Origin of the sequence: Vibrio aestuarianus, assembly GCF_012395185.1 — a bacterium.
Lineage (GTDB): Bacteria > Pseudomonadota > Gammaproteobacteria > Enterobacterales > Vibrionaceae > Vibrio > Vibrio aestuarianus.
In genome coordinates, this window is the sequence record NZ_JAAZTU010000030.1 from 15,280 (window position 1) to 39,290 (window position 24,011).

Genomic DNA, 24,011 nt, shown 5'->3' on the forward strand with positions numbered 1-24,011 from the left:
GTAAAAAATTATCAACATTCATTGAGCTTTTTAAAGAGTTCTATCCCATTTAATCAAAGTATAAATACGGTCACTATTAATTAGTTGAGTAGGTATAAGGTATTTAGTATGCTATGTGTCGATATTCATTTGAGTTGACAACATAGCATTTAGGATTTTGCAGTGATTAATTATGGACGAGCTATGAAATCACTGGTTGTACTGCTAGGGTTGGGTGCTATTTGCCGTCAAGCTTTTGCTTCTCCTTGGTTAGAAGCATCTGATCCTTTTGTGCGTTCAGATCTCACCGCCTTGTCAGATTCGGGCGCCATCAATAGCCCTACCAACCACTTTCCAATGCTCTGGTCGATGTTAGATAGTTCTATTTCTCAGTTTAATATTCGCTCTCCCTCCCTACGCTCTGAATATTCTCATATCAAATACCTTTATCAAGCTGCTCAGTTGGAGCGTGGAAATCGCAAGTTTGAAGTAGCAATGAATAGCGAACCGTTGATAAAGAATGCTTTTGGCCAAGTGAATAATGATCACTGGGGTGTTTATGCCAGCTATGAAATGCTTAAGCCACATTACGCCTTCCGTTTGTCGACTGGCTATTCTGATGATGGTGAAGATCGAGATATACGTTGGAAAGACAGTTATTTAGCGCTCAATGCTGGTGGGTGGGTTTTTAGCATTGGTACTTTGCCTCGCTGGTGGGGACAAGGTTGGCAGCATAATTTGGTATTGAATACACACGAGTTGGTACCTGAGATTAGCCTTAGCTATACGAGCGAAAATAACTGGTTGGGTGTTTGGAGTTTGGAAACATTAGTCAGTGATGTTGACGATATTTACCAATATCAATGGTCTTCTCGATTAATAAGTAAGCCATTTTCTATACTGGAATATGGCCTTACTTACCATCAGTGGTTGAAACCTATTGATGACAGTGATTATCTAGATGAGCAAGTAATCTTCGATGCTAAGTTATCGCTACCTAGCGTTCGTGATTTTTATCATAGCGTTTATGTTGAAGTTGCTTCGGATCTTAGAGCCTCTCAGCTTGGGGCATTATTGTTTGGTTGGTCTGGTTTTATACCCTTCGATAAACATTCTTTTCGTTTGGTTATTGAACGACAACAAGGTCGTGATGATGATTTACATGTCTTGACATACATGAAGTTATTTAATGATAAGTTAATGAGAAATAGCTATTTAGTGGAAGATGGTTGGTCTGTGTCTGGTTACGTGCAGTTAGCGAATGACCATCAAATAGAAGCGACATATCAAGAGCAAACACAGTACCAACAGCAGGGCAAAGAATTGTATCAGGTAAGTTATCGACTCCCAGCGTTGAGTGGAAGACTTACCTTTGGTGTGGACAGAGAGCAAAGTGAAAGTAGTCAGACGAATTATTGGTCGAACTACGAATTTCGATTTTAACGTAGCTCTTTTAGATAAAAAATAACTAATTAAAGATGATGGCTAGCATAAAATGATGAAGTGTAATTTTTTCTTTAACTCTTTCCTGCTGGTGTTTGTGGCTATTTTGCCAAGCACTGCGTTAAGTTTTACTCCAACGGCAGCGCAAATATCTCAATTTAAATCGCTTCCAAAAGCCCAGCAAGAGCAGTTAGCAAAGCAGTATGGAGTTGATTTAAATACTATCTCTTCTGCATCTGCATCAAACGGAGAAAATGGAAAAGAAAAAATTGCTGAGCCGAAAAGAGCAACTTCCATTCAAGACAATTCGAATGTTGAGTCGTTAAACTTAAAAGAATCTGATGAATCTGAACTTCCGCTATTTGGTTACGATTTATTTGTTGGTACTCCAATGGATTTTACACCAGTGGATAATCTTCCAATCCCTTTAGATTATGTAATGGCACCTGGTGATGAAATACTGGTTCAGCTTTATGGTAAATCCAATCAGCGTTATTCAGTGACTATCGATCGTGATGGTAAAGTGGATTTTCCAGAGTTAGGTGCCGAATACATTGCAGGACAAACATTTGGAGAAATTAAGCAATACATCGTGAGTTTGGTTGAAAGAAAGCTTATTGGTGTTGAAGCCATTGTTTCTTTAGGAAGCATGAGAACAATCCAAATATATGTTGCGGGTGAGGTGATTCAACCAGGGGCTTATAATGTCAATGGGCTTACTACGCTAACTCAAGCTATTGTGGCAAGTGGTGGTGTCAAAAATAACGGAAGCTTACGTAACATTCAGCTAAAGCGTAAAGGGAAGGTTGTTCAATATTTTGATGCTTATAATTTATTGCTTAATGGTGATAATTCACAAGATGTGCGGTTGCAAGCGGGCGATACTTTATTCATTCCCACCAGACAAGCCAGCGTTTCAGTTAAAGGTGAGATTACTCGTCCGGCAAAGTATGAGCTTAAAGGAAAGACAACTCTTGAGTCTATGCTAAAAATGGCCGGTGGTGCTTTGCCTGATGCGTATCTTTCATTGGTTAATGTCCGCCGAGTGAGTACTAATGGTGTGGAACTCATAACCCTAGACTTTTTAAATAACTCTCACCGTTCATTTGTTCTCCAGCCAGGGGATGAAGTGTCTCTTGCTCCTGTTAACCAAAGTTTTAGTAATGTTATTGCTGTTCGTGGTGAAGCTATTAGGCAAGGTGTCTATTCTTTTGTTCCTGGAATGAAAGTTAATGATGTGATTAAAAACATCGAACAAGATTTAAAAGAAACGGCCGATCTTCGTTATGCACTCTTAGTGAGAGAGAGCATAGCTCCTCGTAAGCTTCGAGTTAAACAATTCAGTTTGCTTAATGCGATCTCTCATCCTTCATCTGAGGATAATTTAGTCCTTCAAGCCCGTGATCAAATTTTCATATTCGATAATGGTATTGATTTGGAATATTGGTATCGCAAAGATAAAAATAAAAAGGTCGATGTAGCGGTTAGTGAGCAAGCTAAATTTGTTGAGGTCGTTGACCAAACGACTGGCGCGTTGGTGGAGGTCGACACCACTACTCAACTTGAGTCTTCAGGAGTAGAACAGGTCTCTAAGAGTGATCGTCTTAAAAAAAGCAGTCGGGAATTATTACTTGAACCTATCATTGAGCGTCTGAAAGCACAGGCAACGTTTGATTCTCCTGCACAACTTATTGAGATCACGGGTGCAGTTAAATACCCAGGTATTTATCCCTTACCTGATCAAGCGAACTTTAACGCATTGATTGATGCGGCTGGTGGATTTGCGGAACATGCTTACCTTACTCTGGCGGAAGTAACACGTTCTCAGCGTATTAATGATAGTTTTGATGTTGAGCACTATACGATTTCCCCTCGCAAACTAATCGATGGCGATATGTCGTTTGATTTTGTTGCTCAAGATTCGATTATGGTAAAACGTCAACCCAATTGGCAGCGTGACCTATCTATTGAACTGCAAGGTGAGGTTAAATTTCCTGGAACATATGCCTTTGCTCGCGGTGAAACGCTCTCTGATATTATTGAACGAGCAGGAGGTTTTACTCGATTTGCCTATCCGAAAGGTGCGGTATTTAGCCGTGAAAGTTTAAAGCGCCAAGAGCAAGAGCGATTAAAGTTACTTAATGCTCAATTAAAGCAGGAAATCGGTAGTTTAGCGCTGCGCCGTCAAAGTTCTTCGGCTAGCTATACCACTAGCCCTAATGATGCTATGGCCATTACAGAAGAGTTAGCCAAAACAGAAGCCCTTGGTCGGTTAGTTATCGATTTAAAGCAAGCTGTGGCAGGTGATAGCATCAACAATATTATGCTAGAGAACGGTGATAAGCTATACGTCCCAGCTCTTCAACCAATAATCAGTGTGATGGGGGAGGTTCAATTTGCTTCGAATCATACTTATCGCCCAGGAATGAGTATAGAAGATTATATATCTGCAGCTGGTGGAACGAAAAAGCAAGCCGATACTGATCGAGTCTATGTGATTCGTGCCGATGGTGCGGTGATATTGCCAAATAGTTCTTTCTGGTTTAGTCGAAAATCAAAACCGCTAGAGCCTGGTGATACGGTTGTGGTGCCAATTGATACTGATTACTTGGATGGGTTAAGTACTTTAACGTCTGCAACTCAGATACTGTACCAAATTGGTGTTGCTTGGAGTGCCATCAAAGATTAATAGGCCTTTGTCATTTTTATGTTGGCGCAGTGAGTGCGCCACTGATTGATAGTGTGTGATTATGAATAAACCAATGTTACAACAACCTATATTTAGTCATGTTGATAGACTGAATGTTTCAGATGATGAGATTGACTTACGAGAGCTTTTTGGGGCGTTATGGAAGGGAAAACTTGTCATCGTATTATGTACAGCAGCCTTTGCTATTGGCGGTGTCATTGTTGCGCTATCAACACCCAATACCTACCAAGCGCAAGCAAGCCTAGTTGCCGCTAACGAAGAGAGTGGCGGAGGGTTAGCTGCGATGGCTGGACAGTTGGGTGGTTTAGCTTCTTTGGCGGGTATTAATCTAGGCAGTGGCCGTTCTGGAGATAAAGCGATGTCTTTGGCTGTATTACAGTCTCGCCAGTTTATCAATGCTTTTATCAATCGCCATCAATTATTAGTTCCTTTGATGGCCGCTGACTCTTGGGATAGCGTGTCTGGTAATATGATTATCGACCCGGCTCTTTATGATATAGAAACACAACAATGGGTTCGAGAAACTTCCCCCCCGCTTTCAACTATTCCTAGTGATTGGGAGGCTCATAAAGCATTCAAAAAAATATTTTCGGTCTCTGAAGCTAAGGATAACGGATTGGTAACAATATCAATTACTCACCTTTCCCCACTTATAGCTCAGCAGTGGGTTGAGTTGCTCGTTAAAGACCTAAATGATTGGATTAAAAATGAAACATTAACGGAAACCCGTCAGAATATTGCTTATCTTGAGCAGCAATTAGAAAAAACCAAATTAGTCGATATGCAGTCGGTCTTTTATCAGTTGATTGAAGAGCAGATGAAAAGCTTAATGTTAGCAGAAGTTAAAGATGAGTTTGCCTTTAAAACCATTGATCCAGCCGTTGTCCCTGAAGAAAAAGCGGGGCCTAAACGGGCCTTGATTTGTGTTTTGGCTACGCTACTTGGTGGAATGCTTGGTGTTGCGATTGTGTTAGTTAGATTTGCCTTTAGAAGGCCGTAGATTGCTTGCTATTTCGATTAAGATAAATTGAACAACCCCTTATTACTGCTTTTCATAACAGCAGCAAGTTGCTTCCCTTGATTATGCAAAAACAAAAAATCCGATATCTTTGTTTCGATATCGGATTTTTGATATTCAACTTAACGTCGATTAAGCGTTAGTTTGTAAATACGCTTGCAACTCTTCCATTGAGGTTTGAGCCACTAGCTCGCCGTCAATATAATAAGTCACATCATTACCGTCACGTACGCCAAGAAGTGTGGCTTTCTCACCATTGTTGTAGGTAATATTCATTTGAATGGTGTTGTCATCAATTTTCTGCATTTCACCTTTTTCAATCATGCGTTGATTGGTTAAAGGATCAATCGGTGCCGTTTTTAATGAGTCATGAACTTGATCATTAACTTCGATGTAGGTGTCCATTTTGCTATCGAAAATATGCGGCTTACCATTAATAATGTTTTTGCCTGACCAAAATTCGATGCTGTTGAACACTAGGTAGTCAGCAGCAACCGTTACACCATAAACTGGGGCTAAAAGCATATTGAGGCCACCACGTGCATAGCGGTTATCAACGGCTTTTAAGTTAAAGGTCATCACTTTTTCTGTGACGGCATTGCTACCAATACAGCCAGAAAGAACCAGTGGAGTTGCGAGTGTTAAAATGTATTTTTTCATTTTCGTCTTATGTGCAATTAATTGTTAACAAATTCAAATGCCCTAAAGTGGCATTTGCAGTTTTTCCTTATTTTCCTCTGTCTTCCCCTTTCCCAATCAGACTTTTCGTACTTAAGCTGATTGGTGGTTATTCTTCATCTCGATTTTCAATCACGCCGTGTTTCTTTTTCCACATTTCCCAGCGTTGGTAGGCCAGCTGCTGCATGTCGGTGATTTTGTCAGCCTCATCTACAATTTGTTCGCCTAGTAGATATTCAAAGATATCTTCTAAAGTCAAAATGCCTTGTACCGTACCGTATTCGTCGACCACTAACGCCAGCTGTAGGCGCTTTTGCATGATTTGCTCGAACGCTTTAAACAGGCTTAATTTATTTAAAAGTGCATGCAGTGGGCGCATCACTTCTTCTAGACGTTTCTCACCTTGTCCTTTTTGTTGCAGCTTAAATAGCTCCAAACGAAGCACAAAGCCGACAATATTACCCTTGCTTTGGCTATACACCAGTGGGCGTGAGAAAGGTGTTTCACTGTGTTGTTGTAAAAATTCATTGATGGTCATTTCACCATTGACGCGAAATAGTACTGTGCGTGGCGTCATGACTTGAGTGGCTGGGACATACTGAATACTCAACAAGTTATTGAGTATTTTTGATTCGCCTTCAGTAAGTTCACCACTTTCATTAGCAAGCAGTGCCATCGCTGAGAGTTCATCACGCATTTTTGGTTGTTCAATATTGCGAGCCAAACGCTTGGTGATCTGCTCTGAAAACCAGACAAATGGAGTCAATGCCCAAACCATCCAACGCAGTATTGTGGCCGCAACGGGGGCCAGTTGACGCCAGTAAGTCGCGCCTAGGGTTTTTGGGACGATTTCAGAAAGCACCAAAATACCTAACGTTAATACTGCAGAGAAAACCCCCAACCATTCGCTGCCAAATACCACAGCGGCTTGTGCACCAGCACTAGCTGCACCAATGGTATGAGCAATGGTGTTTAGGGTTAAAATTGAAGCCAGTGGGCGATCAATGTCCGCTTTTAACTGGTTGAGTTTTTCAGCAGCAGGGTGCTGTTGTTGACGTAGTTGAGCAAGATAGCTTGGTGTAATGCTTAATAACACCGCCTCCAAAACCGAACAGATAAAAGAGACACCGATAGCAACGGCAATATAAACCGTAAGCAAAAACATGAATGATCCTTAGTAAGAGATACCATACCAATTGTGCGTTTCACGATACCTGAGCATCACTAGTGCTGATATTTTAAGCCGTCTACTGACTTGAAATATCAGGCTATTCAAGTATAGACACGCTATAAATAAGGCTTTCAAGCATGAAAAACAAGCAAATGTGCTTTGTTAATCAGTAACAAATTGTGAGTTAATGCTCATATTGTGGTTAAAAGTAAGGCATAGAGACAAAAGTTCAGTGACAAACCTTTGCCAGACGGGGGCTTTATGCTTTAGAGTGAACCCAATTCGATAACCTATAAGAAGGGAAACCTAATGAACAAGACCCAATTAATCGACTTTATCGCAGAAAAAGCAGACCTATCTAAAGCACAAGCAAAAGCTGCTCTTGAAGCGACTTTAGGCGCAGTTGAGGGAGCTCTTAAAGAGGGTGACCAAGTTCAACTAATTGGTTTTGGTACATTCAAAGTAAACCACCGTGCAGCGCGTACTGGTCGCAACCCTAAAACGGGTGCTGAGATCCAAATCGCAGCAGCAAACGTTCCAGCATTTGTAGCAGGTAAAGCACTGAAAGATTCAGTGAAATAATTTATACTACGCCGAGATACTCTCTCGGCGTAGATTCTCCCCATGAAAAAATTCCTATTACCCTCTCTGTGCTCTCTTTTCCTTATCGGATGCACCGCTTCTAGTCACACGCCCAATATTGAACAATATTTAAATTATACCAGTGGACAAGCGATGGGGGATGCCACCAGTTTTTATTGGTATACCGAGCGTCTTGTGTTACCCAGCAGTGCCGCGGACTATGTCAGTTCTGGCGATTATGGTGGCTATCAAACCAATTACCGTTGGGACGAAGGCTCGCTGCGAGAATTAAAACGAGAAGGATCATTACTGAGTAAAAACAGTTTGGTGCCTTATAGTATTCATCTGCGTTTTAATAAAGAAGGTGAAGCGGTTTATCAACAATATCGTGTTGATGGAAAAGTGCTGCCATTGAGTAAAGAGCAGCTATATGTTTACCTGGCGCAATCTCAGTATGTGGCTTCTGTTACTAAAGACAATCGCGGTTTGTCCTTAATTCAAGGGGTTTGGGATGGCGAGGTATTTGCAAGCTGCACTGGCGATCAATACAGCCAATTGGAATTTAATCAGAGTTTACCCAACGTAGATATGAGTTCTTCGTCGTCGAAGCATTACTTTGCTTTTCTTGGTAAGGTGCGTAATAACCGAGTGTATGTTGAGAAGCTGTTGGTGCAGGCTGATGAAAACCACGGCTGTATCAATAAGCCACAATTGTTCGACGATTAAAAATAAGGCGCTCATCGAGCGCCTTATTGACAAGATGTGATTATACCCTTCCCACTTGAAGCTGCAGCGGTGTTGGCTACATTCGCTCACCCCAATCACATAGTTTATCTATGCTCATGGGGATGAACTCACTTGCCGCCTACCTGCAACTTCAAGTTGTTTGGGTATAGTTTGACTCTTGCTCACGAGCAATGGCGCGGTAACCAATGTCGTTGCGGTAGAACATACCATTCCAACTGACTTGCTTTGCAAGAGCGTAAGCGCGTTGTTGGGCTTCTGATACGCTGTTACCGAGTGCGGTTGCACACAGTACGCGGCCACCGTTAGTGACGACATCGCCAGCAGCGTTGTTTGCTGTTCCTGCGTGGAAAATTTTCTCACCTTCCACTTCTTGCTGCGTTAAGCCTGAAATAACATCGCCTTTGGCGTAGTCAGCCGGATAACCGCCTGCAGCAAGGACAATACCGATAGACGCACGAGGGTCCCATTTCGATTCCATTTGATCAAGTTTACCGTCGATCGCTGCAAAACAGAGTTCAACCAAGTCAGATTGCATGCGCATCATAATCGGTTGGGTTTCTGGGTCACCAAAACGGCAGTTGTATTCGATCACTTTTGGTGTGCCAGCCGCATCAATCATCAAACCTGCGTACAAGAAACCCGTATATGGGTTACCTTCCGCTGCCATGCCGCGTACGGTAGGGTAAATGACCTCTTGCATGACTCGATCGTGAATTTCTGCGGTTACAACCGGCGCTGGGGAATAAGCACCCATACCACCAGTGTTCGGGCCGGTATCTTTATCGCCGACACGTTTGTGGTCTTGGCTGGTGGCCATTGGCAACACATTTTCACCATCAACCATCACGATAAAGCTTGCTTCTTCACCATCTAAGAATTCTTCGATAACCACGCGACTGCCCGCATTGCCAAAAGCGTTGCCTGCCAGCATATCTTTAATCGCATCTTCCGCTTCTTGTAGTGTCATCGCGACGATAACGCCTTTACCAGCAGCAAGGCCGTCAGCTTTGACAACAATCGGCGCGCCCTGCTCACGTACGTAAGCCAATGCCGGTTCAATCTCGGTGAAGTTGGCGTAAGCCGCTGTTGGGATTTGGTGACGAGCTAGGAAGTCTTTAGTGAAAGCTTTAGATCCTTCAAGTTGCGCTGCTGCTTGAGTTGGGCCAAAGATAGGTAACCCAGCTTCACGGAAAGCATCAACCACACCAAGAACCAGTGGAACTTCAGGGCCAACAATAGTCAGTTCAATCTGTTTTTGGTTGGCAAATGCAACCAGTTCAGAGATGCTCTCTACGCTAATATTGACGTTTTCTAGCTTAGGCTCAAGTGCTGTTCCTGCATTTCCTGGCGCGATAAATACCGTTTCTACGTTTGGGTTTTGCGCGACTTTCCAACCAAGAGCGTGTTCGCGACCGCCAGAACCAATAATTAAAACTCGCATATTTAAAATTCCTTAATCTTAAAATATCGTTCACTCAAAGTAGTTGCTGCTGTGGCGTCGCTAACGACGCCACAGTGCCAAATACGAAGAGGAAATTAGTGGCGGAAGTGACGCATGCCAGTAAAGATCATAGCCATACCGTGTTCGTCAGCAGCGGCAATGACTTCGTCGTCACGCATAGAGCCGCCAGGTTGGATCACGCATTTAATACCAGCTTCTGCAGCGGCATCGATGCCGTCACGGAATGGGAAGAAAGCGTCTGATGCCATCACACAACCTTCCACTTGTAGTCCTTCATCTGCGGCTTTAATGCCGGCAATTTTCGCCGAGTAGACGCGGCTCATTTGGCCTGCGCCGACACCGATAGTCATATCACCTTTAGAGTAAACAATGGCGTTAGATTTCACGTACTTCGCTACCTTCCAGCAAAATAGTGCGTCTTTTAGCTCTTCTTCGGTTGGCTGGCGCTTAGAAACAACTTTAAGCTCGTCGGCTGAAACCATGCCTTGGTCACGGTCTTGTACCAGTAATCCGCCATTAACGCGCTTAACATCAAAACCAGTGGTCTTCGTTGACCATTGACCACACTCAAGTAGGCGAACGTTTTTCTTCGCCGCAACCACTTCTACCGCTTCTGCTGAAACAGAAGGGGCGATGATCACTTCAACAAATTGACGTTCTACGATCGCGGCTGCGGTTTGGGCGTCTAGCTCACGGTTGAACGCGATGATGCCACCAAAGGCAGACGTTGGGTCAGTTTGGTAAGCGCGGTTATAAGCTTCAAGAATGTCATTACCCAGTGCAACACCACATGGGTTAGCGTGTTTTACAATCACGCACGCAGGCTCAGCGAATTCTTTTACGCACTCAAGCGCTGCGTCTGTATCGGCAATGTTGTTGTAAGACAGTGCTTTACCTTGAATTTGGCGAGCCGTTGAGACTGACGCTTCCTCTGGGTTGGCTTCAACGTAGAAAGCAGCCGCTTGGTGGCTGTTCTCACCGTAGCGCATGTCTTGTTTTTTCAGGAATTGTTGGTTGAAAGTGCGAGGGAATTTGCTCTCTTCATCAGCCTTCTTTCCTTCTTCATCAAGTAAAGAGGCACCGTAAGACGGAACCATAGTGCCGAAGTAGTTGGCGATCATGCCATCGTAAGCCGCAGTATGTTCGAAGGCCGCGATCGCAAGGTCAAAACGCGTTTCTAGAGTAAGCGACTGATCGTTAGCATCCATCTCGGCAATCACACGGTCGTAGTCATGAGCATTCACGACGATAGTGACGTCTTTGTGGTTTTTAGCCGCAGAGCGAACCATGGTTGGGCCACCAATATCAATGTTTTCTACGGCGTCGGCTAGGGTACAGCCCGCTTTTGCTACCGTTTCAGCAAAGGGATACAAGTTCACGACTACCATATCAATGGCTTGAATACCGTGTTTTTCCATGATTTCATCATCTTGGCCGCGACGGCCCAGTACACCGCCATGCACTTTCGGGTGCAGTGTTTTTACACGACCATCCATCATTTCAGGGAAACCGGTATAGTCAGAAACTTCTGTTACAGCAATACCTTGGTCTGCCAATAGGCGAGCGGTGCCGCCAGTAGAAAGAATATCGACACCACGCTTGGTTAGTGCTTGAGCGAACTCAACAATGCCGGTTTTGTCTGATACGCTGATCAATGCGCGGTGAATAGGACGAGCGTTATTCATGCTTCGGTCTTCCTCAAATCATGGAGTTAATGGGAAATTTGATGGCGCACATTCTAACCAAATAATTACAAAAAAGCTCGCGCAATCGTTTGGCATCGCAAAAATATTTGTAAAAATGGCGATGTTAGGCAATAAAGGTTACGAAAAGGTTAATTGAGGTGCTTATGTTTCAGATTGGTGAATTGGCAAAACGCTGCACTGTATCGACAGATACATTACGTTTTTATGAGAAAAACGCACTGATTAAGCCAGCAGGGCGCAGTGAGTCTGGTTACCGCTTATATAATGAAGAAAACCAGCAACAAGTCTGTTTTATTCTTAAGGCGAAAGGCGTCGGGTTGAGTTTAGATGAGATAAAAGAACTGTTAGAAATTAAATTAGAGGCAACAACGCACAGTTGCGCTGAAGTGAAATCGATCACCTCAGCAAAATTGAGGTCAATCGACCAAAAAATTGCTGAACTGACCACTATTCGTCAAGCATTAAAGAAAATTAACGATGCATGCTGCGGTCACGCCGAAGATAACGCCAGCCATTGCTCTATTTTAACCGCGTTAGCTGACGGTTAATTTTTCAACGTTGTTGGCGTTAGTTGCTATTAAGGTAAGGCGTTGAGTCTCCCTGAGCTAAACCTTAAACACACCCACGCTACGAGCGAGTTGCTGGCCGCTTTGCATCAGTTGTTCGCTGGCGGCGACAACTTGGTTCGCTTGCGCTGCCGCTTGGGTGCTGTGATCAGCGATGTTAGTTAAGTTGCGGCTGATTTCATCGGTCGCCATCGTTTGCTGCGAGCTGGCTTCTGCGATGTGCTCATTGAGCGATAAAATAGCATTCACTTGCTCATCAATTTCATTAAGCATTTGCTGTGCAAGATCAGCCTGTTCTTGAGTTGCTTTTGATTGTTGCTGAGTTTGTTCCATCGACTGGCTAAGCTCTTTGGCGCGACTTTGCAAGCTAGCAATGATCTGTTCAATTTCATTGGTGCTGGTTTGAGTGCGAGTTGCCAGTGCACGCACTTCATCGGCAACTACCGCAAAACCTCGTCCTTGCTCACCCGCACGAGCCGCCTCAATGGCGGCGTTCAGTGCCAATAAATTGGTTTGCTCTGCCACGCCACGGATCACCGCCAGTACTGCACCGACGTCTTGCGTTTCTTTAGTTAGGCTTTGAGTCGTCACTTCGGTAGCGGTTAATAAGTCGGATAATGAATCCATGTAGCTTGAGGCTTTGGCTATCACGGCACTACCTGCTTGGCCTTTTTCACTCGCGGTTTGCGCAGCTTTGGCTGCATCGTGGGCGGAGTTGGCGACCTCTTGGTTGCTTGCATGTAACTCATTCATCGCCGAAGCTACAGTATCGACGGATTGCTGTTGATCCATGGCTTTATTTGATGCGTTTTGCGCTACCTGTGTTAACTCAATGGCAGAGCCTGTGATGTGTTCAGTCACAGGATTTATATCTTGAACAATGTGACGAATTTTGGCCGTAAACTCATTGAAAGCTTGTGCGATGTGCGAGAGTTCGTCATTGCCTTTTACGTTCAACTGCTTGGTCAAGTCGCCATCGCCTTTGGCGATCTCTTCCAATGCATTTTGCGTTTCTTCACAGGGCTGAGTAATGCTGCGACTGATCACGGCAGAAAGGGCGATCATCACAATAATAACACCGCTAAGTAGCATGAGAACCGACTGAATGCGTTGCCAGATCAGTGCGTTAACATCATCAATATACACCCCAGTCCCAATGATCCATCCCCAAGGCTTAAACAGTTTTACGTATGAAATCTTTTCTACATCAACCTCTGAACCTGGTTTTGGCCACATATAGCTGACAAATCCCTCGCCTTGTTTTCTGGTGACATTAACGAATTCGACGAAAAGGTTTTTACCGGTTGGATCTTTGACCGCTGAGAGATTTTTTCCATCCAACTGCGGTTTAATCGGGTGCATGACCATTCTTGGTTCGGAGTCATTGATCCAGAAATAATCTTCATTTTGATAGCGAAGTGTAGCAATGGCTTGTTTGGCTTGCGTTTGAGCTTGTTGTTGAGACAGCGAGCCACTTTGTTGTAATTGATGGTAATGCTCAAGCAAACTATGCCCCGTCTCCACCAAATGACGCGTTTTGGTTTGCTTTGCGGTCATCAGATCATCTTGATAATCATTGATCATCGAAATAAAAGGGATCAGCAACAGCAGCGTGATAACGCTTGTCAGCAAGAATAAACGGGTTCTGATTTTGGTGTGGCGTAAGCTGGATAGGGCCATAAACTTCACTCCTTGAATACGGCTAGTGATACTTCTCGAAAGAATCATTTTTTTATTAGAGATCTTATTATGGTTGAAGTTTGCACATAAATGGCTGGATTTCTAAAAAATTGAACATACCAGAGTGCATTTTTTGCGTAAATGCGACTAAAGGAGAAGTAAGATGTCAGTTTATTCTAGAGTCCACATTTTGGGGTACATATAAATAAAAAGCCACACTCAACAAAGCAAGTGTGGCTTAAAATTCAATGGATTAACTAACTATTATTAGTTCATGCCGTATTTTTTTAGCTTCTTACGAAGAGTACCGCGGTTGATACCCATCATGGTTGCTGCGCGAGTTTGGTTACCGCGAGTGTATTGCATGATGGTGTCTAATAGTGGCTGTTCAACTTCAGCGAGAACTAATTCGTATAGTTCTGTTACTTCTTGGCCGTTTAACTGAGCAAGATAGTTTTTAAGAGATGCTTTAACTGAATCACGTAATGGTTTTTGCGTGATTTGATCTTGTGAAGTTACGGTTGTTACTGTGAAAGCTTCTGAAGTCAGATTTTGTTCGAACATATGCGGTCTAGCTCTTCTCTTAATTATGATGCAACGTTATCAAAATAACCTTCTAACGCTTCTATTTGCAGCGGCGCTGCGTCAATAGCGTTGAAGGTACGGCGAAACTCACTCGCTTGTTGATGCTCTTTTAGGTACCAACCCACGTGCTTACGTGCAATGCGGGGGCCTAAATACTCGCCATAGAAACTATGTAGAGCGTGAACATGACCAAGCATAATGTCTTTCACTTCCGCAGCCGGAAGTTCAGGCATTGTGGTGCCGTTTTCCAAATAGTGTTGGATTTCTTGAAAAATCCACGGACGACCTTGGGCAGGGCGTCCAATCATTAAAGCGTCGGCACCAGTGTAATCCAGTACGTACTTCGCCTTCTCTGGGCTATCGATATCACCGTTAGCGATAACCGGAATGGAGATGGCTTGTTTCACCGCTTTAATGCTGTCGTATTCGGCCTCGCCTTTGTACATACACGCTTTGGTTCTCCCATGCAGGGCCAAGGCTTGTATGCCGCAGTCTTCGGCTAATTTAGCGATCTGGACACAGTTTTTATTGTCTGTATCCCAGCCGGTGCGGGTCTTCAATGTCACTGGGACATCGACTGCATTCACTACTGCTTTCAGGATCTGTTCTATCGTGTCCGGAAATTGCAGCAATGCAGAACCTGCTAGCTTCTTATTCACTTTTTTTGCTGGACAACCCATGTTGATATCGATGATCTGAGCACCGTTTTCAACACTGAACTGGGCGGCATCTGCCATCAACTGTGGGTCGGCTCCGGCAATTTGTACAGAGCGAATGCCCGATTCGCCTTCATGTACCATGCGTTGTTTCGACTTTGACGTTTTCCATAGAGCCGGATTTGAGGACATCATTTCACTGACGGCCATTCCCGCTCCATAGCGAAGGCACAACTCTCGAAACGGTCTGTCGGTCACTCCCGCCATGGGAGCAACGATAAGTTTGTTCTTAAGTTGATAGTTTCCGATTTTCAAAACGTCATCACAGTTCTGTACCAGCAAGGGCGCGCATTTTACGCATTTTTTCACTGCGTGAAAAGACTAATATTTGAGCATTTACTATTTGTTTTAGTAATTTGTATAAAATACAGTCAATTAGCGCGCAAAGTCTTATCTAGCCTTGCTTGCGACCAGAGATTCGACACCATTCACTTTGCTCAATGATAGGATCGATGTGAAGTTCATCACGGTAATGGTTGGCAACATCTTCAGCTTGAGTATCTAACACGCCAGACATCGCTAGCACACCATTTGGCTTCACTAGGCTCTTGATGATGGCGTTAAGTTCACGCAATGGACCTGCCAGAATGTTAGCGACAACTACATCAGCAATCAGTCCTTCAGGTTGATCTTGCGGTAAGTAAACTTCGAGTTGGTCAGCCACACCATTACGTTGTGCGTTGTCTTTGGACGCCAACAGTGCTTGTGGGTCGATATCAATCCCGATAACTTTTGCTGCGCCTAATTTGATGGCAGCAATGGCCAAAATACCAGAGCCACAACCAAAATCGATCACGGTTTTGCCTGATAGGTCTAAGCTTTCTAGCCACTCTAAGCAGAGCGCTGTTGTTGGGTGAGTACCGGTGCCAAAGGCCAGGCCAGGGTCAAGCATTACGTTTACTGCATCTGGTTCTGGAATGTCGCGCCAGCTTGGGCAGATCCATAAGCGTTGACCAAATTTCATTGGGTGGAAGTTATCCATCCATTCGCGTTCCCAGTCTTTGTCTTCGAGCTGTTCAACTTTGTAGGCAAAGTCTTGGCTGAGTAGTTGGCTTGCTTGAATTTGTTCAAGCACCCAAGCGGTATCGGCTTCGGCATCATACAGTGCCAAAATATCAGTATCACCCCACAGGCGCGTTTCACCCGGTAGTGGTTCGAATACTGGGGTGTCTTGTGCGTCAAGGAAAGTAACTGATAATGCTCCAGTTTCTTCCATCAGCATATCGCCAATTTGTTCCGCATTGGCGTTAGTTGCGTTCAGTTTAATTTGAATCCAAGGCATGTCAGTTGCTCTTTCATATCGTCAAGTGGCGCAGAGTTTAGCAGAAAGTTACTCAGCTGCCGAAAACAAAAATGCTCACCGAAGTGAGCATTTGGAATTTCGCTATGCGAGATTAGTGTTGCAGACCAAGCTTCTTCTCTAGGTAGTGGATGTTGGCACCACCGTGTTGGAAGTTTTCGTCTTGCATGATCGACTGTTGAAGCGTGATGTTGGTTTTGATGCCATCAACAATCATTTCATTGAGCGCATTCTTCATGCGCGCAATCGCTACGTCACGGTTTTCACCGTAAGTGATCAGCTTACCAATCATTGAATCGTAATGCGGTGGTACGGTGTAGCCCGCATAAATGTGTGATTCCCAACGAACACCCATGCCGCCTGGCGCGTGGAAGTGTTCAATTTTACCCGGTGAAGGTAGGAAGCGCACTGGATCTTCAGCATTGATACGACACTCGATAGCATGGCCACGAATCTTAATATCATCTTGAGTAAATGACAGTGGTTGGCCTGCGGCAACGCGTAGCTGCTCTTTGATAAGGTCAACGCCTGTTACCATTTCTGTTACTGGGTGTTCTACCTGAATACGAGTATTCATTTCGATGAAGTAGAACTCACCGTTTTCGTACAAGAATTCGAAAGTACCGGCACCGCGGTAGCCGATTTCGATACAAGCACGAGTACAGCGTTCGCCGATGTACTTACGCATCTCTTCAGTGATACCAGGCGCTGGAGCTTCTTCCACCACTTTTTGGTGACGACGCTGCATTGAGCAGTCACGTTCACCTAGGTGGATTGCACCGCCTTGGCCATCAGCAATGATTTGTACTTCAACGTGACGTGGGTTCTCAAGGAATTTTTCCATGTAAACTACATCGTTGTTAAAAGCTGATTTTGCTTCAGCGCGAGTCATCGCAATAGCTTGAATCAATTCACCTTCAGAGCGAACCACACGCATACCACGACCGCCACCGCCACCAGAGGCTTTGATGATCACTGGGTAGCCGATACGTTTCGCGTGTGCTTTATTTTTTGCATCGTCACCGTCAAGTGGGCCATCAGAACCCGGAACGCATGGTACGCCTGCTTTTTTCATCGCATTGATAGCGGATACTTTGTCGCCCATCATGCGGATTGTATCGGCTTTTGGACCTACAAAAATGAAACCAGAGCGCTCTACTTGTTCAGCAAAGTCTGCGTTTTCAGATAAGAAGCCGTACCCTGGGTGAATCGCTACCGCGCCAGTGACTTCTGCGGCAGAAATAATGCGAGGAATATTTAGGTAGCTATCGATACCACGAGCAGGACCAATACACACGGTTTCATCTGCAAGCAGTACGTGTTTTAGATCTCGGTCAGCCGTTGAGTGAACGGCAACGGTTTTGATACCGAGTTCTTTACATGCGCGAAGAATACGAAGTGCAATTTCACCTCGGTTCGCGATGACTAATTTGTCTAACATAAGAGGAAACCTCGATTACTCGATAACAACAAGTGGTTGGTCGAATTCAACGTTCTGGCCATCTTCAAGTAGAATGGCAGTCACCACGCCTGACTTGTCCGCTTCGATTTGGTTCATCATTTTCATCGCTTCAACGATACATAAAGTGTCGCCTACAGAAACAGATTGACCAACTTCAACGAATGCTTTTGAGTCTGGACTTGGAGAACGGTAGAAAGTACCTACCATTGGAGAAAGCACTTGGTGACCAGTTACTACAGCAGGCGCGGCCGCTTCAGCCGTTGGCGCTGCAGGGGCTGCTGTTGGTGCTGCAACTGGTGCAGGTGCAGCGGCGTAATGCACTGGAGCCATTTGAGCAGGAGCTGCGTTGCGGCTGATGCGTACTGATTCTTCACCTTCAGAGATTTCTAATTCAGAAATGCCAGATTCTTCTACCAGTTCGATAAGCTTCTTGATTTTACGAATATCCATCTTTTCTTTCTCTTTATCTTGTGAATAAGACAGCCCTAGTGGGCTGCAGAGTGTTTGTTTACTTTGCCTGCAATGCGTTAATTGCTGCCGACAAAGCGAATTCATAACCTTGAGCACCTAAACCACAAATCACCCCTTGTGCTTTATCGGACAAGTATGAGTGATGGCGAAACGCTTCACGTGCGTGAACGTTAGATAAGTGCACTTCAATAAATGGGATAGCGACTCCCAATAGCGCATCTCGCAGTGCGACACTGGTATGCGTAAACGCTGCAGGATTAATAATGATGAAGTCGACCTTGCCATAAGCATTGTGGATCGCTTCAATCAATTCATATTCACGGTTCGATTGAAGATGTTCCAATTCAATGTCTGCTTTTTGCGCTTGCTCGCGTAATGTCTCGACAATTTGCGTTAAGGTGTTCGACCCATAGTGCGCAGGCTCACGTAGCCCTAACAGGTTAAGGTTTGGACCATTTAAGACTAGAATGCGAGATTTTGCAGTCATTGTGTAGACATCTCCCTATATCGTGAAACGAATATCAATATTCCCATATAATCTTAATGTCAGAGTGAATTTTTCGCAAAAAATTCCCTGTATTTAAGAAATTGCCCCAGATTATAGCTAATTCAGCGCAAATGGCAGCAATTTACTGGTCTTATCAGATAGTTTGCTCATTTAATTTTGTAACCGAGTTAACAGAATAAGAATTAACCATTTAATCATTGTGGGAATAGTTTGATGAATAGAAAAAGCCGCCACGGTTGTGACGGCTTGATAGCGTAACCTATTTTATACTCTTGCTACTAGAAGTAGCGGTGGTGTTGGCTGCGTTTGTTCACCTCAATCACATCGTTTATCTATGCTCATGAGGATTTACTCACTTGCCGACTACCTGCGACTCCAAGTCGTTTGGGGAGCGGTGGATTGTTGGCTCCAGTTAAGCGATTTCGGCTTTTTCAGCAATCAACTTATCCACGACACTTGGGTCAGCTAGGGTCGATGTATCACCGAGGTTGCTAGTATCTCCGGTCGCAATTTTGCGCAAAATACGGCGCATGATTTTACCTGAACGGGTTTTTGGTAAAGAGTCGGTCCAGTGCAGTACATCTGGAGTGGCGATCGGGCCAATTTCTTTGCGCACCCAATCTTTCACTTCTTTGTGCAGCTCTGCGCTTGGGTATACTCCATCATTTAAAGTGATATAAGCATAAATCGCTTGGCCTTTAATATCATGTGGGACCCCGACAATCGCCGCTTCAGCAATTTTATCAAACGCGACCAGTGCCGATTCAATCTCCGCAGTACCCATTCGGTGTCCAGACACGTTCAATACGTCATCGACACGACCGGTGATCCAGTAGTAGCCATCTTCATCACGACGAGCGCCATCACTGGTGAAGTACATGCCTCTGAAGGTTGAGAAGTAAGTTTGCTCAAAGCGTTCGTGATCACCGTATACGGTGCGCATTTGCCCCGGCCATGAGTCCAAAATTACTAAGTTACCTTCGGCAGCGCCTTCAATAATATTGCCCATGTTATCGACCAACGCGGGTTGGACACCAAAGAAAGGACGAGTTGCCGAGCCTGGTTTTAGCGCAGTTGCGCCCGGTAGTGGTGAGATCAAAATGCCACCGGTTTCGGTTTGCCACCATGTATCGACAATAGGAGAATTCTCGTTACCGATGGTTTTGTAATACCACTCCCACGCTTCTGGGTTAATTGGCTCACCCACTGACCCCATAATACGTAAGCTGGTGCGTGAGGTATCTTTAACCGCTTCGTTACCTTTGGCCATTAAGGCGCGAATTGCTGTTGGTGCGGTATACAAAATGTTGACTTGATGTTTGTCGACGACCTGGCTCATGCGGTTGGTGTCTGGATAGTTTGGAACCCCTTCAAACAGAATTGTTTTAGCGCCATTAGCCAGCGGCCCATAAACCAGATAAGTGTGGCCGGTGATCCAACCTACATCAGCGGTACACCAGAAGGTTTCACCTTGTTGGTAGTCAAATACATATTTGAAGGTCATGGCAGCGTAAACAAGATAGCCACCTGTGGTATGCAATACGCCTTTTGGTTTACCGGTTGAGCCAGAAGTATAAAGAATAAATAGCGGATCTTCTGCTTTCATCTCTTCTGGTGGGCAGTGGTCAGAAACTTTCGCTGTCGCTTCATGCCACCATACATCACGGTGATCATGCCAATCAATATCGCCACCAGTACGTTTAAGAACGATAACTTTACTAATAGTTTTCACTTCCGGGTTGGTCAGCGCTTCATCGACATTTTTCTTCAATGGAACCGCGCGGCCACCGCGAACGCCTTCATCAGCGGTGATCACCACTTTGGAATCTGAATCGATAATGCGTCCTGACAACGCTTCAGGAGAGAAACCACCGAATACCACAGTGTGAACAGCGCCAATGCGAGTACAAGCCAGCATGGCAACTGCTGCTTCTGGAACCATTGGCATATAAAGGCAAACTACATCGCCTTTGCGTACGCCCTGTTCTTTGAGGGCGTTAGAGAAGCGACAAACTTGCTGGTGTAGCTGGTTGAAAGTCAGGGTTTTATCGTCGGCAGGGTCATCACCTTCCCAGATAATCGCGACTTCATCACCGCGCGAGGCTAGGTGGCGATCAATACAGTTAGCAGACACATTTAATGTGCCATCTTCGAACCAACGAATGTCCACATGACCGGTATCGAAAGAGGTGTGCTTCACTTTGGTGAATGGCTTAATCCAATCCACAATCTTGCCGTGTTCACTCCAGAAACCTTCTGGGTCAGTCACTGATTGTTGGTACATCGCTAGGTAAGTGTCATTATCCGCGTGGGTCTGTGCTTTGATATTCTCTTTTACCGGATAAACGTGGGCTTCACTCATTGCTTCTTCTCCTTGTGAATTCACTCAATTTTCCATATTGCTTGATCTAAACAGAGCGGTTTGGAAAATCTGTATGCCTCTAACTGTCAGCCAGTCAGCGTTTTTCTACAATTAGACTTTAGGATGAGTGAGCGGCTTTTGTATAAAAAATAGAAACTTATGTTTAAATTTGCGAGCGGAACTGGCTTGCTATAGCGTGAAAGTGTTTAAAACTAATGGCGGTTTGGAGCAACGAATGGTGGCAGTTCACCTTTGGTTAAGCGTACAAACACCAATGCCGCAGCAATGGCATCTTGCAGAGCGTCATGCTTATCCTGCATTGGCAGATCAAGGTGACGACAAATGGCGTCAAGGCTCAAGTCGATATAAGCATTAGGCAGCATTTTTTCCAGCTTGTCGTGATAGATCTGGCTCACTTCTATCAAGGTATTAGGTAGTGGAAAGCCTAGGTGCCTGCGACATGCTAGGTCGAGAATTTTTTTGTCGTAGCGAATGTGATAACCCACTAATGGGCGGTTGCCGATAAAAGTCAGCAGGCGTGTGATAGCCTCTTGCTCACCAATACCATCGACTAAGTCTTGATGGCGAATTTTATGAATTTTGACTGAGCCAGAATCAAGTGATTGCGGCGCTCGTAATCGGACCTCAAATGGTTGACTGGTGAGAATGCGATTGTCGATGATTTTCGTCGCGGCAATCGTCACAAGTTCCGCACGGTTAGGGTCAAGGCTGGTGGTTTCACAGTCGAGCGATACATACTCCCCCTGCATTGGTGTGCTAAATAGTGGCTGATAGGGGGAACCTTTCAACTTGTGAAACCAGTACTGGCGTGTAAACCAATTCAATCGTTCATCCTCACTAGTCGCGAATTTGATAGTGATAACCAAGCCATTGCTTGAATTTTTTCACCACATGTAAACTGTGGCGTAATAAGTCTCGCTCGGTTCGTTCAAGCTGTTTGATATCAAGTTTATTGGTGCTGTGTTGATTGCTCAGTTGTTGGGCTAAACGCAGTTTAAAAAACTGTTTGAGGGCTTCGGTGAGGTTGTCGGCGGTCTGTTTTTCCAACACTTTGTGTTTGACTAGCGCTTCAATACGTTCAAAGGTGTTGTTTTCAGCAATTTCATGTTCAAGGCTGAGCGCTCGCACCCCGTGCACAATCGGGAAAATGCCACCTTGCTTGATGTCTAAACCGGTTTTGGAGTGTTTTACGTTACCAAACAAAGTAAGTGGCACAGAAAAGCTGAGTGCAGGGCGCGTGAACTCAGTGAGGATCAACTCTTGACCTGCCATTAAATGACTTAAATGCTGTTTGATGGGCGCAAGTAGGGTGGTATTACCCGCGACGGCGTGGGCATCGGCCATGATCGCGATATCCATTACTTGCTCGGGTTTGGCAGCTTTGACCCATTGTGTGAGGGTATTTTTCCATTCGCTTTGGCTTTTAACCCATTTCGGATTGTTAACCATGACATTGCCGGGGCACAATGGGTAACCCAGTTGTTGCAAGGTGTGAGTGAGCGTATTCATCACCATTTCGCATTGGTGCCACTGCAAACCATCTTTGATAATTAAGGCATTGTCTTGATCTGTTTTGAGGATTTGTTCCCCTCGACCTTCAGAGCCAAGTACAATCAAGCAGCAGTGGTCATGCAGTGCGGGCGGCACCACTAAATGGAACGCTTTTTCGATGATCTGCTCGTTGACTGCGGAAATGAGCTCCATGATAAAGCGAGTACGAATACCATTGTTGATTAAACTTTCGACCAATTGCCGCTGTTTGTTTGAAGCGAGTGCTAACTCTTCGACAGTGGTAGCGCGTGCAATACTCAGGCTCAAAACGTGTGAATGAGTAGAAAACGCGCTGAGTATTTGGGTCATATCCAACATGCCGACAGCCTGATTGCCATCACAGACCATCACGCGTTTAATACGGTTACGCGTCATGGCAACCATCGCGTTAAACAGAAAATCACCATCGTCGACATGCAGTACTGGGAAGGTGGCTATTTTACCCACCGGAGTATCGAGTGGGTGGTTGTCGAGCATTACCGCATGCAGCATGTTGGTGCGAGTTACAATCGCGTAAGGGTGTACATGAGGAGCATCGATTAGGCGCACATCACTGTCTTCTAGACGTACTAAGGCTGAATCAACGCCGTTATCTTTAAGCTGCTGAGTTACTTCATTAATTGGTTGCTCTGGGCTTAAAATCATCGGTGGGTGGTAAATGGAGTCATCGACCTTAGTCAGAATAAATTCGGCGAGGTTTTTCTGCTGTTGAGCGACTTCGATCAGTTCTTGCCGTTTAGCGAGGTTGTTATCAAAATAGGCCGCAAACTGACCATTTTCATTATACAGTTCGAGAAAAATAGCTTTAGGTAATAGGTAGCTTAACGTGTCTTCTAGTGCCACATACTGGTGTTTGGCCTGCTCATCGAATAGGGCACGCACATCGAACATGTCGTCGTTGGCGTAATGAGCGAAGATCTCTTTGCCATCTTTTGAACGTTCTTCAACCGCGCCCTTGATCAAAATATGTAAATGTTGGCTTGGCTTTTCGCAATGCAGCAGTACCTCTTTGGTGCGAAAATACGCCACGTCGAGTGAAGCACGAAGGTGGTTTTGCTGTTTCTGTGTCAGGCGGTCAAATGGGGGCGACTGCATGTTAAATTTATCAGGCATAGCGGATGTTCACTCACAAAAAATCTCTATCTAAGTGTGGCTGAAATCCTCACGAGCTCCAGACGACTTTGGTCTAAGGTATGGTGGTTTTGCATGCATTAAGGTGCTAATGGCGAATAGGGAAACATAGTGTTGTGTAATATTCCCTTTTTACAACTATCAACACACTGCATAATACGT

20 protein-coding genes are annotated in these 24,011 nt (G+C 44.7%); 6 read left to right on the forward strand and 14 right to left on the reverse strand.

Annotation, left to right across the window (positions count from 1 at the left end; translation table 11 throughout):
• Positions 1-183: 183 nt before the first annotated feature.
• The 3 genes from HGG78_RS14070 to HGG78_RS14080 all read left to right on the forward strand — a co-directional run bounded on the left by HGG78_RS14070 (position 184) and on the right by HGG78_RS14080 (position 5,132).
• Positions 184-1,422 (forward strand): capsule assembly Wzi family protein, encoded by a 1,239-nt coding sequence (locus HGG78_RS14070; protein ID WP_172533265.1) that lies wholly within the window; start codon positions 184-186, stop codon positions 1,420-1,422.
• Between the two features lie 52 nt (positions 1,423-1,474).
• Positions 1,475-4,111, forward strand: a complete 2,637-nt coding sequence (locus tag HGG78_RS14075; RefSeq protein WP_172533266.1) for an SLBB domain-containing protein — start codon at positions 1,475-1,477, stop codon at positions 4,109-4,111.
• 61 nt (positions 4,112-4,172) lie between these two features.
• Positions 4,173-5,132, forward strand: coding sequence for a Wzz/FepE/Etk N-terminal domain-containing protein (locus HGG78_RS14080; RefSeq protein ID WP_053309664.1), 960 nt, complete (start codon positions 4,173-4,175; stop codon positions 5,130-5,132).
• 150 nt (positions 5,133-5,282) lie between these two features.
• Here HGG78_RS14080 and HGG78_RS14085 read toward each other — a convergent pair whose 3' ends face one another.
• A complete protein-coding gene (locus HGG78_RS14085; RefSeq protein ID WP_172533267.1) occupies positions 5,283-5,810 on the reverse strand; it encodes a DUF3332 domain-containing protein in 528 nt (175 codons plus the stop codon).
• Positions 5,811-5,937: 127 nt separating this feature from the next.
• Complete coding sequence (locus HGG78_RS14090) at positions 5,938-6,993, reverse strand: CNNM domain-containing protein (protein ID WP_172533268.1); 1,056 nt, start codon at positions 6,991-6,993, stop codon at positions 5,938-5,940.
• 315 nt (positions 6,994-7,308) lie between these two features.
• Here HGG78_RS14090 and hupA point away from each other — a divergent pair, with 315 nt between their 5' ends.
• Both hupA and HGG78_RS14100 read left to right on the forward strand, forming a co-directional pair.
• Positions 7,309-7,581: a nucleoid-associated protein HU-alpha gene (hupA, locus tag HGG78_RS14095; RefSeq protein WP_010320328.1), complete on the forward strand. Its 273-nt coding sequence runs from the start codon at positions 7,309-7,311 to the stop codon at positions 7,579-7,581.
• Positions 7,582-7,623: 42 nt separating this feature from the next.
• Positions 7,624-8,307 carry a DUF1481 domain-containing protein gene (locus HGG78_RS14100; protein ID WP_172533269.1) on the forward strand — a complete coding sequence of 228 codons (684 nt, stop codon included), beginning with the start codon at positions 7,624-7,626 and terminating at the stop codon, positions 8,305-8,307.
• A 151-nt stretch (positions 8,308-8,458) separates the two neighbouring features.
• On the opposite strand, the gene purD is transcribed toward HGG78_RS14100, so the two are convergent.
• Both purD and purH read right to left on the reverse strand, forming a co-directional pair.
• Positions 8,459-9,769 (reverse strand): phosphoribosylamine--glycine ligase, encoded by a 1,311-nt coding sequence (gene purD / locus HGG78_RS14105; protein WP_172533270.1) that lies wholly within the window; start codon positions 9,767-9,769, stop codon positions 8,459-8,461.
• A gap of 95 nt (positions 9,770-9,864) precedes the next feature.
• The gene (gene purH / locus HGG78_RS14110; RefSeq protein ID WP_172533271.1) at positions 9,865-11,475 is read right to left on the reverse strand and encodes a bifunctional phosphoribosylaminoimidazolecarboxamide formyltransferase/IMP cyclohydrolase; all 1,611 of its coding nucleotides are present in this window, start codon (positions 11,473-11,475) and stop codon (positions 9,865-9,867) included.
• Positions 11,476-11,639: 164 nt separating this feature from the next.
• Here purH and zntR point away from each other — a divergent pair, with 164 nt between their 5' ends.
• Positions 11,640-12,044, forward strand: a complete 405-nt coding sequence (gene zntR, locus HGG78_RS14115; RefSeq protein WP_172533272.1) for a Zn(2+)-responsive transcriptional regulator — start codon at positions 11,640-11,642, stop codon at positions 12,042-12,044.
• 57 nt (positions 12,045-12,101) lie between these two features.
• On the opposite strand, the gene HGG78_RS14120 is transcribed toward zntR, so the two are convergent.
• The 10 genes from HGG78_RS14120 to HGG78_RS14165 all read right to left on the reverse strand — a co-directional run bounded on the left by HGG78_RS14120 (position 12,102) and on the right by HGG78_RS14165 (position 23,831).
• Positions 12,102-13,742 (reverse strand): methyl-accepting chemotaxis protein, encoded by a 1,641-nt coding sequence (locus HGG78_RS14120; protein WP_172533273.1) that lies wholly within the window; start codon positions 13,740-13,742, stop codon positions 12,102-12,104.
• A 267-nt stretch (positions 13,743-14,009) separates the two neighbouring features.
• Positions 14,010-14,306 carry a DNA-binding transcriptional regulator Fis gene (gene fis / locus HGG78_RS14125; protein ID WP_010320338.1) on the reverse strand — a complete coding sequence of 99 codons (297 nt, stop codon included), beginning with the start codon at positions 14,304-14,306 and terminating at the stop codon, positions 14,010-14,012.
• Positions 14,307-14,329: 23 nt separating this feature from the next.
• A complete protein-coding gene (gene dusB / locus HGG78_RS14130; RefSeq protein WP_172533274.1) occupies positions 14,330-15,298 on the reverse strand; it encodes a tRNA dihydrouridine synthase DusB in 969 nt (322 codons plus the stop codon).
• Positions 15,299-15,437: 139 nt separating this feature from the next.
• Complete coding sequence (gene prmA / locus HGG78_RS14135; protein ID WP_053309647.1) at positions 15,438-16,325, reverse strand: 50S ribosomal protein L11 methyltransferase; 888 nt, start codon at positions 16,323-16,325, stop codon at positions 15,438-15,440.
• 112 nt (positions 16,326-16,437) lie between these two features.
• The gene (accC, locus tag HGG78_RS14140) at positions 16,438-17,784 is read right to left on the reverse strand and encodes an acetyl-CoA carboxylase biotin carboxylase subunit (RefSeq protein WP_172533275.1); all 1,347 of its coding nucleotides are present in this window, start codon (positions 17,782-17,784) and stop codon (positions 16,438-16,440) included.
• Between the two features lie 15 nt (positions 17,785-17,799).
• Complete coding sequence (accB, locus tag HGG78_RS14145) at positions 17,800-18,255, reverse strand: acetyl-CoA carboxylase biotin carboxyl carrier protein (protein WP_172533276.1); 456 nt, start codon at positions 18,253-18,255, stop codon at positions 17,800-17,802.
• Between the two features lie 58 nt (positions 18,256-18,313).
• Positions 18,314-18,763 carry a type II 3-dehydroquinate dehydratase gene (gene aroQ / locus HGG78_RS14150; RefSeq protein ID WP_172533277.1) on the reverse strand — a complete coding sequence of 150 codons (450 nt, stop codon included), beginning with the start codon at positions 18,761-18,763 and terminating at the stop codon, positions 18,314-18,316.
• A 433-nt stretch (positions 18,764-19,196) separates the two neighbouring features.
• Entirely contained in the window at positions 19,197-21,146 is a 1,950-nt protein-coding gene (gene acs, locus HGG78_RS14155; RefSeq protein WP_172533278.1) for an acetate--CoA ligase, read from the reverse strand.
• A gap of 212 nt (positions 21,147-21,358) precedes the next feature.
• A complete protein-coding gene (locus HGG78_RS14160) occupies positions 21,359-21,991 on the reverse strand; it encodes a 3'-5' exonuclease (protein ID WP_172533279.1) in 633 nt (210 codons plus the stop codon).
• Positions 21,992-22,004: 13 nt separating this feature from the next.
• Entirely contained in the window at positions 22,005-23,831 is a 1,827-nt protein-coding gene (locus tag HGG78_RS14165; protein WP_172533280.1) for a DUF294 nucleotidyltransferase-like domain-containing protein, read from the reverse strand.
• Positions 23,832-24,011 lie beyond the last annotated feature (180 nt).

Coding starts and splice junctions, on each gene's coding strand:
- HGG78_RS14070 (WP_172533265.1), top strand. CDS start 184: ATGAAATCACTGGTTGTACTGCTAGGGTTGGGTGCTATTTGCCGTCAA.
- HGG78_RS14075 (WP_172533266.1), top strand. CDS start 1,475: ATGATGAAGTGTAATTTTTTCTTTAACTCTTTCCTGCTGGTGTTTGTG.
- HGG78_RS14080 (WP_053309664.1), top strand. CDS start 4,173: ATGAATAAACCAATGTTACAACAACCTATATTTAGTCATGTTGATAGA.
- HGG78_RS14085 (WP_172533267.1), bottom strand. CDS start 5,810: ATGAAAAAATACATTTTAACACTCGCAACTCCACTGGTTCTTTCTGGC.
- HGG78_RS14090 (WP_172533268.1), bottom strand. CDS start 6,993: ATGTTTTTGCTTACGGTTTATATTGCCGTTGCTATCGGTGTCTCTTTT.
- hupA (WP_010320328.1), top strand. CDS start 7,309: ATGAACAAGACCCAATTAATCGACTTTATCGCAGAAAAAGCAGACCTA.
- HGG78_RS14100 (WP_172533269.1), top strand. CDS start 7,624: ATGAAAAAATTCCTATTACCCTCTCTGTGCTCTCTTTTCCTTATCGGA.
- purD (WP_172533270.1), bottom strand. CDS start 9,769: ATGCGAGTTTTAATTATTGGTTCTGGCGGTCGCGAACACGCTCTTGGT.
- purH (WP_172533271.1), bottom strand. CDS start 11,475: ATGAATAACGCTCGTCCTATTCACCGCGCATTGATCAGCGTATCAGAC.
- zntR (WP_172533272.1), top strand. CDS start 11,640: ATGTTTCAGATTGGTGAATTGGCAAAACGCTGCACTGTATCGACAGAT.
- HGG78_RS14120 (WP_172533273.1), bottom strand. CDS start 13,742: ATGGCCCTATCCAGCTTACGCCACACCAAAATCAGAACCCGTTTATTC.
- fis (WP_010320338.1), bottom strand. CDS start 14,306: ATGTTCGAACAAAATCTGACTTCAGAAGCTTTCACAGTAACAACCGTA.
- prmA (WP_053309647.1), bottom strand. CDS start 16,325: ATGCCTTGGATTCAAATTAAACTGAACGCAACTAACGCCAATGCGGAA.
- accC (WP_172533275.1), bottom strand. CDS start 17,784: ATGTTAGACAAATTAGTCATCGCGAACCGAGGTGAAATTGCACTTCGT.
- accB (WP_172533276.1), bottom strand. CDS start 18,255: ATGGATATTCGTAAAATCAAGAAGCTTATCGAACTGGTAGAAGAATCT.
- aroQ (WP_172533277.1), bottom strand. CDS start 18,763: ATGACTGCAAAATCTCGCATTCTAGTCTTAAATGGTCCAAACCTTAAC.
- acs (WP_172533278.1), bottom strand. CDS start 21,146: ATGAGTGAAGCCCACGTTTATCCGGTAAAAGAGAATATCAAAGCACAG.
- HGG78_RS14165 (WP_172533280.1), bottom strand. CDS start 23,831: ATGCCTGATAAATTTAACATGCAGTCGCCCCCATTTGACCGCCTGACA.